This is a genomic window from Stenotrophomonas sp. CFBP8994, assembly GCF_034044835.1.
GTDB classification, from domain to species: Bacteria; Pseudomonadota; Gammaproteobacteria; order Xanthomonadales; family Xanthomonadaceae; genus Stenotrophomonas; species Stenotrophomonas rhizophila_A.
Genome location: NZ_JAXCWT010000002.1, coordinates 792,814 through 806,794, shown reverse-complemented (window position 1 = coordinate 806,794; position 13,981 = coordinate 792,814). Strand labels below are relative to the sequence as shown.

13 protein-coding genes are annotated in these 13,981 nt (G+C 68.4%); 3 read left to right on the top strand and 10 right to left on the bottom strand.

Annotation, left to right across the window (positions count from 1 at the left end; genetic code table 11):
- Positions 1-291 precede the first annotated feature (291 nt).
- Positions 292-855 (bottom strand): adenylate kinase, encoded by a 564-nt coding sequence (locus tag SOM39_RS08305; protein WP_320458039.1) that lies wholly within the window; start codon positions 853-855, stop codon positions 292-294.
- Between the two features lie 139 nt (positions 856-994).
- Between SOM39_RS08305 and SOM39_RS08300 the strand changes: the two genes are divergently transcribed.
- Entirely contained in the window at positions 995-2,251 is a 1,257-nt protein-coding gene (locus tag SOM39_RS08300) for a 6-phosphofructokinase (protein WP_249833055.1), read from the top strand.
- A gap of 62 nt (positions 2,252-2,313) precedes the next feature.
- Here the strand turns inward: SOM39_RS08300 and SOM39_RS08295 are convergent, their stop codons facing one another.
- The gene (locus SOM39_RS08295) at positions 2,314-2,817 is read right to left on the bottom strand and encodes a hypothetical protein (protein ID WP_320458038.1); all 504 of its coding nucleotides are present in this window, start codon (positions 2,815-2,817) and stop codon (positions 2,314-2,316) included.
- Positions 2,818-3,166: 349 nt separating this feature from the next.
- Here SOM39_RS08295 and SOM39_RS08290 point away from each other — a divergent pair, with 349 nt between their 5' ends.
- The gene (locus SOM39_RS08290; RefSeq protein ID WP_320458037.1) at positions 3,167-5,194 is read left to right on the top strand and encodes a sodium-translocating pyrophosphatase; all 2,028 of its coding nucleotides are present in this window, start codon (positions 3,167-3,169) and stop codon (positions 5,192-5,194) included.
- Between the two features lie 144 nt (positions 5,195-5,338).
- Here the strand turns inward: SOM39_RS08290 and SOM39_RS08285 are convergent, their stop codons facing one another.
- Positions 5,339-5,701, bottom strand: coding sequence for a YbaN family protein (locus SOM39_RS08285; protein WP_320458074.1), 363 nt, complete (start codon positions 5,699-5,701; stop codon positions 5,339-5,341).
- Positions 5,702-5,729: 28 nt separating this feature from the next.
- Positions 5,730-6,317 (bottom strand): biliverdin-producing heme oxygenase, encoded by a 588-nt coding sequence (locus SOM39_RS08280; RefSeq protein WP_320458036.1) that lies wholly within the window; start codon positions 6,315-6,317, stop codon positions 5,730-5,732.
- A gap of 181 nt (positions 6,318-6,498) precedes the next feature.
- On the opposite strand from SOM39_RS08280, the gene SOM39_RS08275 reads away from it, so the two are divergent.
- Positions 6,499-6,744 carry a DUF2789 domain-containing protein gene (locus SOM39_RS08275; RefSeq protein ID WP_068854771.1) on the top strand — a complete coding sequence of 82 codons (246 nt, stop codon included), beginning with the start codon at positions 6,499-6,501 and terminating at the stop codon, positions 6,742-6,744.
- A 40-nt stretch (positions 6,745-6,784) separates the two neighbouring features.
- Here SOM39_RS08275 and SOM39_RS08270 read toward each other — a convergent pair whose 3' ends face one another.
- From SOM39_RS08270 to SOM39_RS08245, 6 genes are all read right to left on the bottom strand, one after another.
- On the bottom strand, positions 6,785-9,709 hold the full coding sequence (locus SOM39_RS08270) for a TonB-dependent receptor domain-containing protein (RefSeq protein WP_320458035.1): 2,925 nt from the start codon (positions 9,707-9,709) through the stop codon (positions 6,785-6,787).
- Between the two features lie 134 nt (positions 9,710-9,843).
- On the bottom strand, positions 9,844-10,806 hold the full coding sequence (locus SOM39_RS08265; protein ID WP_320458034.1) for a FecR family protein: 963 nt from the start codon (positions 10,804-10,806) through the stop codon (positions 9,844-9,846).
- A 76-nt stretch (positions 10,807-10,882) separates the two neighbouring features.
- Positions 10,883-11,383: an RNA polymerase sigma factor gene (locus SOM39_RS08260; RefSeq protein WP_095363568.1), complete on the bottom strand. Its 501-nt coding sequence runs from the start codon at positions 11,381-11,383 to the stop codon at positions 10,883-10,885.
- 54 nt (positions 11,384-11,437) lie between these two features.
- The gene (locus SOM39_RS08255; protein WP_320458033.1) at positions 11,438-12,106 is read right to left on the bottom strand and encodes a glutaminyl-peptide cyclotransferase; all 669 of its coding nucleotides are present in this window, start codon (positions 12,104-12,106) and stop codon (positions 11,438-11,440) included.
- A 44-nt stretch (positions 12,107-12,150) separates the two neighbouring features.
- Positions 12,151-13,374, bottom strand: a complete 1,224-nt coding sequence (locus tag SOM39_RS08250) for a helix-turn-helix domain-containing protein (RefSeq protein ID WP_320458032.1) — start codon at positions 13,372-13,374, stop codon at positions 12,151-12,153.
- A gap of 9 nt (positions 13,375-13,383) precedes the next feature.
- A complete protein-coding gene (locus tag SOM39_RS08245; protein ID WP_320458031.1) occupies positions 13,384-13,899 on the bottom strand; it encodes a hypothetical protein in 516 nt (171 codons plus the stop codon).
- Between the last annotated feature and the right edge of the window lie 82 nt (positions 13,900-13,981).

Below are 13,981 nucleotides of genomic sequence, written 5' to 3'. Positions count from 1 at the left end.
GCCGCGCAGCGGCCGGGGTATGGACGCAGACAATGGGGCCCGCTGTTTGCAGAGCAGACTGTGGGACGACAGCGCGCGGCTTTACGCGTGCTGTCAGGGAATTCCCGATAGCGGTGTACTGTGAACACGTACACAATTCAGCGCGCCAGCCGCACTACCCCCGATGGTCCTACTCCCCAAGAGGCCGTCCCCAGGGGGGGCTCATGGTGTGGGGCCCTGAGCAGGCCCGATCGCTGGCGCTCTACACCGCACGCCCGGTTCCGATAGGACCGGGCGTGCGCGTGTAGGTTGTCAGCGCTTGAGCGCTGCCTGGATGCGCGCTTCCACGTTGGCGAGCTCGCCAACGCCATCAACGCGCGCCAGGGTGCCGCGGCCCGCATAGAAATCCACCACCGGCGCGGTCTGGTCGGTGTAGACCTGCAGGCGCTTGCGCACCGATTCGGGATTGTCATCGGCGCGGCCCTGTTCCTGGGCGCGGCCGGCAATGCGCTCGACCAGCAGTTCGCTAGGCACATCCAGCTGCACCACCGCATCCAGCGGCTGGCCGATCTTGGCCAGCACGGCGTCCAGCGCGTTGGCCTGCGCCACGTTGCGCGGGTAACCGTCCAGGATGAAGCCATTGGCCACGTCTGCCTGGCCCAGGCGCGATTCCAGCATGCCCAGCAGGATGTCATCGGACACCAGGTTGCCGGCATCCATCACGGCCTTGGCCTGCTTGCCCAGCTCGGTGCCGGCAGCCACTTCGGCGCGCAGCAGGTCACCGGTGGAAATGTGCGCAATGTTCAGGTGTTCCTTCAGGCGCGTCGCCTGCGTCCCCTTGCCCGAACCGGGCGGTCCCAACAGAACCAATCGCATCAACCTGACTCCAACTTGGTAAAAAACGGAAGGGCGCGCGCCCGGGATTGTCCACAATCACGCTGCACCGCAATACGCGCACTTTACCTCATACCGGTAATGTCCCTGCAATGTCCTTCCCCCCGACAAAGGTCCCACCATGTCCAAAGGTACCCTGCTGTACGCCCAGTCAGGCGGCGTCACCGCCGTCATCAATGCCACCGCCTCGGCGGTGATCAGCACCGCCAGGGCCAAGGGAATCAAGGTCTTGGCCGCGCGCAACGGCATCCTGGGCGCGCTGCGCGAGGAGCTGATCGACACCTCGAAGGAGTCGGCCGCGGCGATTGCGGCGCTGGCCCATACCCCCGGCGGCGCCTTCGGCTCCTGCCGCTACAAGCTCAAATCGCTGGAGGCCGACCGGGCCCGCTACGAGCGGCTGCTGGCGGTGCTGCGCGCCCACGACGTGCGCTGGTTCCTCTACAACGGCGGCAACGATTCGGCCGATACCGCCTGGAAGGTGTCCCAGCTGGCCAAGGCCTTCGATTACGACCTCACCTGCATCGGCGTGCCCAAGACCATCGACAACGACCTGGCGGTGACCGACACCTGCCCGGGCTTCGGTTCGGCGGCCAAGTACACCGCCGTGTCGGTGCGCGAGGCGGCGCTGGACGTGGCGGCCATGGCCGAAACCTCCACCAAGGTGTTCGTGTACGAGGCCATGGGCCGGCATGCGGGCTGGCTGGCGGCTGCGGCCGGGCTGGCCGGAAACGGACCGGACGAAGCCCCGCATATCATCCTGCTGCCCGAGCGCGCCTACGACGAAGCCGCGTTCCTGGCCAAGGTGAAGCAGGTGGTGGAACGCGTGGGCCACTGCGTGGTGGTGGCCTCCGAAGGCATCCAGACCGCCGATGGCCGGTTCGTGGCAGATGCCGGCGGCGGCAAGGATTCGTTCGGGCACACCCAGCTGGGCGGGGTGGCTTCGCAGTTGGCCGCGCGGGTCAAGGACACGCTGGGCTACAAGGTGCACTGGACCCTGCCCGACTACCTGCAGCGCTCGGCCCGGCACATTGCCTCGAAGACCGACTGGGAACAGGCGCAGGCGGTGGGCAAGGCGGCGGTGCAGTACGCGCTGAAGGGCCAGAACGCGGTGATGCCGGTGATCGTGCGCAGCAGCGACGCCCCGTACCGCTGGAAGATCGAGCCGGCGCCGCTGCACAAGGTGGCCAACCACGAGAAGAAGATGCCGGCCGGCTTCATCCGCCGCGATGGCTTCGGCATCACCGACAAGGCCCGCGCGTACCTGTCGCCGCTGATCAAGGGCGAGGCACCGCTGCCCTACGGCACCGATGGACTGCCGAAGTACGTGACCCTGAAGAATGTGGCGGTGAAGAAAAAGCTGCCGGCATTTGAGGCGTAACGGGCCTGCGGGCACTGTGCAGCCACGCAGTGCGTGGCTCTACGGGCTTTTTGTTGCGCGCGTTACGGGCAGGCCTTGCCTTCCACGGTCATCTTCGCCGCGAACATCGGAATCTCCGCGATCTGGCCGGCAGCGGCCTGCTTCTTGGCCTCTTCCAGGTAGATGCGCGACTGGCCCTGGCCATCGAGCTGCAGCTTCTGTTCCATCGGCAGGCGCCAGACCCTCACTACTGCCTGCTGGGTGGGACAGGCCGCGCTGGGCACGCGGATCACGTCGTTGAGCTTCCAGCCCTTGGCTTCGCTGGGCTGCGCCTTGTCGAAGTCGACGAACTTCGCGCGTGGCTGGCATTGCTCGCTGGTGCGGGCGACCGCGAACCGGTAGGGCTGCGCTGCGTCGCCGGTAAAGGTGCCTTCCAGGCGGGCGCAGGCTTCGGGGATCTGGCGCAGGGTGTGGGTGACGTTCACTGCCTGGGCTGCGCCGACCGGACGCTGGCGTTCGGGGGTTTCGGCGGCAGTAGCCGCAAGGGCAGGAAGCAGGGCCAGCAGGATGAGGTGGCGGGGGGACATGCGGGAAGCCTCCGTTGGGGTGGAGTGAGGGTGGCTTGGGGGGGATGAACGGTGTGGCAAGGGGGCGCACGCGGACTGATGGGATTGCGCCAACCGCGGAGCCGACCAACGGTCGGCGCTACAACCTCGTGCGCCTTGGATCAGGGCTTCGTTGGGCTGTTCGGCGCAAGCGCTGGGCAGGGGCGATGATTTCACTGCATACTCGGGGGCACCAGGGATTGCTGAACAAAGCCACACGCTTGATGACCGGGTACGGTCTGAACGGGTTGGTCCATCGTTGCAGCCCGTTGTGCCCCGCGTGGTGAGGTTCGTCCGTCAACTGGATGCCATCCATCACCCGGGAGGGGACATGCTGGAACGTTATGGGCTTTCTCTGGCGCTGTTCTGCGCCATTCTCGCGATTCTCTACGGCATCGTGTCGGCACGCTGGATCCTCCGGCAACCGGCGGGCAATGCCCGGATGCAGGAAATCGCCGCCGCCATCCAGGAAGGCGCGCGCGCCTACCTCAACCGCCAATACCTCACCATCGGCATCGCCGGCGCGGTGCTGTTCGTGCTGGTCGGCATCTTCCTCAGCTGGTACACCGCGATCGGGTTCGCGATCGGTGCGGTGCTGTCCGGTGCGGCCGGCTACATCGGCATGAACGTGTCGGTGCGGGCCAACGTACGCACCGCCGAAGCCGCACGCCATGGCCTCAGTGCCGCCATGGACGTGGCGTTCCGTGGCGGTGCGATCACCGGCATGCTGGTGGTCGGGCTGGGCCTGCTCGGCGTGGCCGGCTATTACGCGCTGCTGCTGCGGATGGGGCTGGACACTGCCGCAGCGCTGCATGCGCTGGTTGGATTGGCATTCGGCTCCTCGCTGATTTCGATCTTCGCCCGGCTGGGCGGCGGTATCTTCACCAAGGGTGCCGACGTGGGCGCTGACCTGGTCGGCAAGGTCGAAGCCGGCATTCCCGAGGACGACCCGCGCAACCCGGCGGTGATTGCCGACAACGTGGGCGACAACGTCGGCGACTGCGCCGGCATGGCTGCCGACCTGTTCGAAACCTACGCGGTGACGGTGATCGCCACCATGCTGCTGGGCAGCCTGATGATCGCCGAAGCCGGTCGCAACGCGATCCTGTATCCACTGGTACTGGGCGGGGTGTCGATCATCGCGTCGATCATCGGCGCGCTGTTCGTGAAGGTGAAGCCGGGCGGCTCGATCATGGGCGCGCTGTACAAGGGCGTGATCGTGTCGGGCGTGCTGGCCGCCATCGCCTTCTACCCGATCACCCTGCAGCTGATGCCGGACAACGCCCACGGGGCAACGAACCTGTACATCTGCGCGCTGATCGGGCTGGTGCTGACCGGGCTGATCGTGTGGATCACCGAGTACTACACCGGCACCCAGTACAAGCCGGTGCAGCACGTGGCACAGGCCTCCACCACCGGGCACGGCACCAACATCATCGCCGGCCTGGGCGTGTCGATGAAGTCCACCGCGCTGCCGGTGATCACGGTGTGCCTGGCGATCTGGCTGGCGCACCTGCACGGCGGGTTGTACGGCATCGCCATCGCGGCCACCGCGATGCTGTCGATGGCCGGCATGATCGTGGCGCTGGATGCGTACGGGCCGATCACCGACAACGCCGGCGGCATCGCCGAAATGGCCGAGCTGCCCCCGGAGATCCGCAACATCACCGATCCGCTCGATGCGGTGGGCAACACCACCAAGGCGGTGACCAAGGGCTATGCGATTGGTTCGGCGGCATTGGCCGCGCTGGTGCTGTTCGCCGATTACACCCACAACCTGCAGGCCGCGCACCCGGGTGAAGTGTTCGCCTTCGACCTGTCCGACCACACGGTGATCATCGGCCTGCTGATCGGCGGGTTGATCCCCTACCTGTTCGGCGCGATGGCGATGGAAGCAGTGGGCCGCGCCGCCGGTGCGGTGGTGGAAGAAGTGCGCCGGCAGTTCCGCGAGATTCCCGGGATCATGGAAGGCACCGGCAAGCCGCAGTACGACCGCGCAGTGGACATGCTGACCCGCTCGGCGATCCGCGAAATGATCGTGCCTTCGCTGTTGCCGGTCGCGGTGCCGGTGGTGGTGGGCCTGCTGCTGGGGCCGCGTGCGCTGGGCGGGCTGTTGATCGGCACCATCGTGACCGGCCTGTTCGTGGCGATCTCGATGACCACCGGCGGCGGTGCCTGGGACAATGCCAAGAAGTACATCGAAGACGGCCACTTCGGCGGCAAGGGCAGCGAGGCGCACAAGGCCGCGGTGACCGGCGATACCGTGGGTGATCCCTACAAGGACACCGCCGGCCCGGCGATCAATCCGCTGATCAAGATCATCAACATCGTGGCGCTGCTGCTGGTGCCGTTGTTGTAACGTCTATCGGGTCCCCGACCAAGGTCGGGGACCCCCAGACCAGGCGACCACGGATCGTAGTGACACGCCATGCGTGTCAACGCCATGATCCTGCGCACGTAACCCGCCGTGCGTGTCCCATGGGGTGTCGCCCCACCCGCACCATCACGGCAACGGGGTCGGGCGTGACAGCACGTAGGCTGCGCTCGCCGCGAAAAATACGCCTACGCCAAGCAGCAACGGCCACGACGGCCTCGCGCCCCAGCAGAACATCGCAAACCCGAATGCCATGCCGCCGGCGGCAAATGCCTTGCCCTTGCGGCTCACCGCGCCCTGCTCGCGCCAGGCGCGCAGCGACGGGCCGTAACGCGGATGCTCCAGCAGCTTGCGTTCGAAGCGCGGTGAGCTGCGCGCGAAACAACCCACCGCCAGGATCAGGAAGATGGTGGTGGGCATCACCGGCAACAGCGCCCCGATCACCCCCAGCGCCACCATGACCCAGCCCAGGCAGAACCAGAGCCAGCGCATCAGCGCGACACGGCGCGCACGCCCCTGCTCATGCGAATTCCAGCTCCACGTGAACATGCACGCTGCGGAACGCGGCATCGGCCGCATCTATCATCTGCTGCTCTTCGACGTCGGTGAGTACGACGCTGTCCAGCGCGGCGGTGAACTCGCGCCAGTGGCGTGCGGCACCATCGGGATGCGCGGCCAGGTGGCGTGCGCCGAAGTCCGCATCCAGGCCCAGCTGCGCGGCCATCTTGTACAGGATGGTGCCGCCCAGGTTGGAGCCTTCGGCCACGTACAACCAGCCCAGTGCGGCAGCCAGTGGCAGGTCCGGGTCCAGCCGCAGCGGCACCGGGGCCGGCAGGGTCTGTTCCAGATCGCGCAGGTCACGGGTGACCTGCGGCAGCCGCCGGCGTTCGGCCAGGTCGGGCAGCAGCGCATCCAGCGCGGCGTTTGCGTACAGGCCATCGATATCGCGGTGGAAGCGGTACTGGACCCGCAGGAAGCGCGCGAACCGCCCACGGTCGGCGAAGATGTCGCCGGCCATGATGCGCTTGTCCAACGCGCCGTGGCTGTCTCGGGTGGCGGCCTTCAGGCGCTGGCTGCGGGTCGCTTCAAGGGTATCGGTGGCGTTCATGGCGTTCTGGCAGAAAGAAGGTGGCAGCGCCGGGCAAGGTCCGGCACAGGGATAAGACGCCTGTCGCGCAGACTACCCCAACCCGGATTGCCGGTGCTGCCCTCCCCCCCATTCCGGCGATGCCATCCTCACCTTGGGGTGTTGATAATGGAGCATTCTTTCGCCCACAAGGATTGCCATGATGGACACCACCGAATCGCGCATGACCAACCTGTTCGAGCAGTTGGGGTTGGACTCCAGCCCGGAGGCCATTGCGGCGTTCATCCGGGCGCACCAGCTGCCCGGCGACGTGACCTTGGCCGAAGCCACTTACTGGAGCGATGCGCAGCGTCAGTTCCTGCGTGAAGAGCTGAAGGAAGATGCGGATTGGGCGATCGTGGTGGATGAGTTGAACGAGGCGCTGCACGCGGATGCGACCGCCCGATAGCGTACCCGCGAGCCGGGCAGAGCCCGGCTCGCGGGTTTTCTCAATACCGCCAAGTGACCGCCAGGCGCATGATCCGGCCCGGGGCCGGCATTACACCCAGCGCCAGCGGGTCGAGGTAGTAGCGGTCGGTCAGGTTGTCCACGTTGAAGTCGACCGCCAGCTGCTCGCTGGCCTGCCAGCTGGCGAACACGTCCACGATGGTCGCCGGCTGGTACAGCTGCTGGATCGCCGACAGGCCCACGTTCCATTCCTTGTCCAGTTTGCTGATCGGACCGCTGTTGTGGATCACGCGGGTGCCGAAGCTCAGCCGCTGGTCCAGCAGCCGTGAGCCCAGCGTCAGGTTGACCGTGTAGCGCGGCGGATTCTGGGTGTTGCTGTAGGACCCCTCGAACCCACCGTCGACGCAGTCCGGCGTTTTGGCCAGTTCCTCGTTCTTTCGCTGCACACCGTATGCGCGGCGCTCGGCGGCGATGTCCGGGGCGCAGGTCTTGGCTTCGAAGTAGTAATGCGCCGACAGATCGGCGAACACCTTGCCGGCGTCATAGCTGGACTGGAACTCCAGCCCGGAGACCTTGAAGCGGTCGATGTTGCGGATATAGCCGGCCGACAACGTGCGGTAGTCGCGCGTGATCAGGTCGTCGATGCGGGTGTTGAAGTAGGCCAGCTTGAACGCGGCCTGGTCGCCTTCGGCAAACAGATCATGGCGCACGGTGCTGGCGCCCACTTCCCAGGTGCCCGCGCGCTCGGGCTTGAGTTCGCCGCCCACCGGCTTGGCCGCGGTGAACAGGCCCAGGGTGCTTTCGAACAGGCTGGGCAGCTTCACGCCTTCGGCGTACTTGAGGTAGACCAGGGTGTCTTCATCGGCGTGCCAGGTGACGCTGGCGGTGGGCATGAACGCGTTGTCGGTACGGCGGATCGGCTGCGACCAGGTCCAGCTGGTGGGCACGACCAGGTCTTCGGTGGCGGTGACATCGTGAAAATTCCAGCCGGTGATGTCGGCCACCGTGCCCTTCTTGTACGGCGAAGCCAGCAGCGAGGCCTCGGTGAACTGGCCGTTCGCATCCGGGTACCAGTTGAGCATGGCGATCCGCTGCGCGCGCCACGCCGGCAGCGCCGGGTTGCCGTTGAGCAGCTGGGTATAGCGGTACTTGCCGATCACTTCCTCGGTTTCCGGGGTGGCCAGGCGGTTGCGGTCGTGGATGCTGACGCGGTTGAAGCGGCCACCCACCAGGATGTCCCAGCGCTCGCCCGGCTGCCACTTCATCGAGGCCACCGCGCTGTATTCCCTGCGCGTGGCATTGCGGAGGAAGCGGTTGTTGACCAGGTCATCGTGCATGATCGGCGCGCTGTCGCCGGGACCCACGTCTTCATCGCTGAAGGACAGCCCGTAGTCGAAGGTGAACAAACCGGCGCTGTCGGTAGTCATCACCATGGTGTTGGACACGTCCAGGCCGAACCGCGTCTGGCTCATGTCGTTGCGGTAGGCATCCTTGTAACCGGGGTCGGTGTTGAAGGTCGGGCCGTCATACCATTCGGTGCGGCGGTCGAAGTACCACGGGGTGATGCCGGTCAGGCCGTTGTACATCAGGCTGTCGGCCTGGGTGTACCAGAGGTTGGCCTTCAGGTCGACGATGTCGTTGCCCGGGTTGAAGCGGTAGCGCAGGTTGTAGGCATCCAGGTCCACGCTGCCCGGCTCCCACTGCGGCACGCGGTCGCGGTCCACGCGGATGATCTGCGAGGCCATGATTTCACCCTGGCGGCCGCTGTAGTGTCGGTAGCCGGCCTCCAGCGTCTGCACGTCATCGATCCGCCAGGTCCCCTTGAGCAGCACCGAGTTGGACTTGGAGGAGGTGTTGAACACTTCGGTGTTGGGCGGGTTCAACGGTGCCAGGGTGCGCCGGGTCTGCGGGAAATCGTCGTAGCCATGCTTGCCCGAATAGTAGTTGCCGGTATCGCGCCAGGCGTAAGCCGCCACCAGGTCAAAGCTTTCCCAGTGCTTGCCGCCGGCGATGTTGAAGAACTGCCCGCCGAGGCTGCTGCGGTCGGTACCGGGGGTGCCGTTGTAGGCGGGAAGGTCACGCGCGCTGCCGTTGGAGATGCCGCTGCGCACGCGCAGGCCGGCGTCCTGGCCGTCGCGCAGCACGTCGCCGATGTTCAGCGTTTCCATTTCCACCACGCCGCCGATGCCGCCCGACGCATTGGCGCCCAGGCTGGGGCCCTTGGTCACGGTGAGGCTGGAAATCAGGTCCGGGTCGAGGTAGGTGCGCTGCGACTGGCCGGCATAGCCGCGGTAGGTGTCCATGGTGGACTGCCCGCCGTCGATGATCACCGGGATGCGGCTCTGGCCCTGGATGCCACGGATGTTGAGGTCCAACGCGTTGGCCGTGCGCGGATCACCGGCGGTCACGCCGACCACGCCCTTGACGATGTCGGCGGTGGAGGTGCCACGGAAGCGCTCGAGGGTGGTCCGTGGCACATACACGCTCGAACCGCTGCTGCGGTACTGCTCGAGCGCACGCTCGGCGGTGCCTTCGGCGCTGGCCTGGTCACCGGCCACGCGCAGGGGCGCGGTGTGGATCACGCCATCCTCGCCCTGGCCGCGCGGCGCGCGTTCCAGGGTGACCGCGCCCGGCCCCAGCGCGCGCGGTGCCAGGCCACTGCCCTGCAGCAGCTGCGCCAGTGCGGCCTGCGCATCCAGCGCGCCGTATACCGCGGTGGAGCTGGCACCGTTGGCGAGTGCGGCCGGGTAGGCCACCTGCACACCGGACTGGCGCATGTAACTGCGCAGCGCATCGGCCAGCGGTTGGGCGGGGATATCGAACGGGCGGGTGGCGGCCAGTGGGGCGGTGTCGCCGGACTGGGCCAGTGCCGGCAACGCGGTGGCCGAGGCCAGGCCGGCGGCCAACAACGCGGTGCACAGGCGGGACGGGCGCAGCATCGGCGCCGGTCGGGAAATGGGAAGCATGTTGAAACCTGTTGAGAGGCGATGCCGCGAAAGCACGGCTTCCCCGCACGGGGTGCGGGCGCTGCGACGTACGTGGCGGCGGCGGGTACGTTCGGGGGTAAGACGTGCGGGGCGATCCCTTCCCCAAGGCGCATTCAGCGCGCGGGGGTGGCGCTCACGATCGCCACGCCCATCGGCAGGCGGGTGATGCGCAGCCCGGCCGACATCGCCAGCGCATCCAGCGCCTGCTCGGGCTGGTCCACGCGCAGTGCGGCGTTGACGGCGGGCAACGACGACAGGTCGCCGCGCACGAACGTGGGGCCTTGGCGATAGCGCGCAATCTGCGCGACCGCATCGGCCACGCCGCTGGCATCGAGCAGCAGCTCGCCGTCGCGCCATGCGGCAATGCGGTCGGGGGCCAGGTCGTCATGGCGCACCACCCGGCCGCCAGGCGCAAAGCCGGCGCGCTGGCCAGCCAGCAGGTAGGTCCAGCCGCCGTTGGGCGAGGCCGCGACGCGGACCTGGCCCTGCGAGACTTCCGCTTCCACTCCCTGCGGGGTGCTGGCCACCGCGAACGCCGTGGCGATGTCCTCCACCACACCGGCCTGTGCGGTCACCTGGAACGGCTGGGCGCGCCCGGGCGCAACTTCGAACCAGGCGCGCCCGCGCAGCAGGCGGATGCTGCGGCGCTGGTCGTCATAGTCCACGGCAATCGCCGAATCGGCATCGAGCACCGCGCGGCTGCCATCGGGCAGGGCGAGCGTGACCACGTCGTGGCTGCTGCGGTAATCGGCACGCAGGCGCAACCAGGCTTCGGGTGACACCCACACCAGCGCCAGCGCGGCGGCAGCGGCCAGCACCAGGCGGGGAACGCGACGACGGCGGACATGCGGACGCTTCGCCGCCGCCGGCGGCTGCGCCACGGCCTGCCACAGCTGGCGCTCGTATTCGAACGCGCGGCGGTGCCCGGGCAGGCTGAGCCAGTGTTCGAAGGCCTGCATGCGCGGCGCGTCCACGGCGCCGGAGGCCAGCCACGTGATCCACGCCTGCGCCTGTTCGGCAAGCAGGTCGGGCGGGGTGGGCGCGGTCGGGTCGGTAGGCAGGTCGTGCGGGCTCATGGCTGGCAAGGGTGCGAAGGGCAGCGCCGATACCATCAAGACGTGTGGGAACGGCACTTCCCCAAGCCCCCGCGCGTCACCGCCCGCTGCGCGCCCACGCCAGCCGCTGCAACGCAGCGCGTACATGGTTTTCCACGGTCGTGACCGACACGCCACGGCGCCGGGCAATTTCCGCCTGGGTCAGCCCCTGCAACCGGTTGAGGCGGAAGATCGTGCGGGTCGGTTCGGGAAGGTGGTCGGCGGCGGCGAGCACGCGCTGCAGCTCGTCCTGGGCCATGGCCTGTTCTTCCGTGGACAGCACTTCATCCGGCCCCCACAGGTAGTGGTCGGCCAACAGCCGCGTCTGGCGGCTGCGTTCCCGGCCCTGGTCGGTGGCCAGGTTGGTGGCCAGACGGTACAGATAGGCCCGCGGGTTGTCGATGGTCACCCCGGCATCCACCCCGCGCGCCTTGAACCAGATGGCCTGGATCACGTCTTCGGCGCTGCCGTCGCTGCCCAGTATCCGCTGCACCCGACGCAGCAGCGCCGGGCGTTCGCGGATCAACAGGTCGGTCAGGGTGGATGCGTTGGAGGACATGCAGAGGTGGCCCGGTGCGGCGGCATCTTACCCCTCAAATGAGAATGCGTCACGTTAAGCGCGCGGCCGGCGCACCGCCCGCACCTTGCCGCTGCGCCCGCCGCCGGCGTAGAACAGGCCCGCGCCATCGGCCTCCAGACCGCTGACATGCAGGCCCTCGGGCATGCGCAGCTGCTCCAGCACCTGCCCGCTCTGGGCATCCACGCGTCGGATGTCGCTGCGTTCGCCGTCGTCGGTGCCATGCCAGAGCTGGCCATCGACCCAGGTCACGCCGGTGACGAAGCGGTCCGATTCAATCGTGCGCAGCACCTCGCCCGTGGCCGGATCCACCTGGTGGATGCGGCGTTCGCGGTATTGCCCCACCCACAGGCTGCCTTCGGCCCAGGCCATGCCCGAATCGGTGCCGCCGCCAGGCGCGGGAATCGAGGCCAGCACGTTGCCGGTCTGCGGGTCGATCCTGTCGATGCGCGCTTCGGCGATCTGGTAGAGGTGGGTACCGTCGAACGCGGTGCCCGCATCGCAGGGCACGGCCAGCGTGCGTACCGGGGCGCCGCTGTCCGGATCGAAGGCCAGCAGCGCCGGGCCGGTGGCGGCCCAGACATGGCGGCCATCGAAGCTGACACCGTGGATGCAGTCGGCGCCGTCAAAGGGACCATATTCGCGGGCCACCTCGGCGTCGTGCACGCGCGGGGCAGCGGCGGGGTTCAGCGTTCCAGTGTTCATTGCAGCATCTCCTGGCACATCGGAAGGGGTGCCTGGCAACCACCCTAGTCGCCCGGCAGCGCTGCCGGGAGTAACAAGATCGTCGTGAATCCGGACAGCGGCATGGCCCACCAGCGCTGCGTGCGCCCGCCCCCGGTCGCGCGTGCCTGGCCGGTGCTTTCCAGTGCCGCCAACGCGCGCTGCACCGTGCGCTGGCTGGCGCCCAGCGCCAAGGCCAGTGCCGAACTGGACCAGGCCGCCCCATCGGCCAGCAATGCGGCAACGGCGCCCTGCTCGCCTTCGATCGGCGGCGCCAGCACCACCACCGCGATGCCGGGCGCGGCTGCCAGCCGGTAGCCGTTGGCGGTCGCTTCCACCGACAGCAGTCCCTTCACCGCAGCGCGGACGCGCCCCATTTCCACCCGGAGCCGCGCACGGTGGCTGTCGTCGCCATCACGGGTGCGGAATACCTCGGCAATCAACACGTCGCGGTCGACATTCCCCGGCCACGCCTGGCCGACGGCTCGCAGCAGTGCAAACAGCAGCGGCCGGCGTGCCAGTGACCGCCAGCGCCCTCCCATCCACACACCGCGCCGGCAGCCATCCACCACACAGGCCGGTGAGGCCAGCAGGTCCTGCACGGCCTGTAGATCCAGCAGGCGGTCGGCCGCCTCCCGGGCCACCTGGCGTGCCGCCGGCTTGGCCAGATGACTGCGGGCCTGCACGACCTCTGCGTGCAGGGCGGCGATGCCCGAGGCCTGCGCGGCGGCGGCAGCCGCGTCCAGCGCCGCCGTCGCCTGCGACACCCGCAACGCGCGCGCCGCCAAGGCCGCTTCGGCCAGCCCGGCCATGGCGGCCAGGGCCGGCGTCAGCGCCCTGCCCTGCACCTGTGCCAAGGCCGATTCAGCCTCCTGCCGACGCCCGAGCAACAGCCAGCGGCGGGCCAGGATCAACCAGGCCTGCAGCGCATTGTGCGGATCGGCGCGCTCCTCCAATGCGTGGGCGGCAGCCAGCAGCGGCGCGGGGGTACCGGCAAGATCCCGCAGCGCCAGCCCCACTTCCGCCTCCGCCACCACACAGCGCGCCCGGGCCAGCACCTCATCGGCGCCAAAGCCGCGGTGGGCCAGCCGCAGCAGTTCCCGGGCCCGCTGCAGCTCGCCCAGCTGAGCCATGGCCACGCCGCGCAGCGCCAGTGCCGGCGGGTCGCTGCGCAGGGCCACATGCCCCAGTGCGGTCAGTACGTCGCCAGCGGCAAGGGCACGTGCGGCGGCGGCGAGCAGGGAGTCCATGCGAGCAGGCTAGCGCAGGCAGTCTCCCAGTGCCTCGAACACGGTTTTTCCCGTACCGGGCAGCCGCTGGAACAACGGCTGCGGTCCGTCCAGTGCCGCCAGCAATGCCGCCACGGTGGTGCCGCCGCCGGTCGGGAAGTGGCACAGCCAGGTGGGCTGCTGCCGCTCCAGGGCGCCGGTCGCCGGGTCCACCCGCAGCTCGCTTGCAGCGAAGGCCCAGCCGCAGACATTGACCCTGCCCGTGGCCCGTTCGACCGAGCAGCGCAGTTTCAGCGGCTGGTAATCGGTGTACTCGCCTTCGCAGAAGGTATCGGGGCAGACATCGTCGAAGCCGGTTTCAAGACGATGGCGCAGGTCGCGGAAGGCGGACCAGTTCGCCTGCGGCGTGGGGTAATCGACCAGATCGACGTGCAGGGGCGCAGCGGGCGGCGGACTGGCGGCGGCCGGGCCGGCAACGGTCAGCGCCAGCAGGATCAACGCGGCCAGGGCGTCGGAGGGGTGGCGGGAAGGCAGTGGAAGGGTCATGGGCGTACTCCGTGAAGGGACCTCCACCGTGCGCCTGCCCAGGTCCGGGCGGGATCAGCCGGGTGCGCTGGCGGCGGTCGGC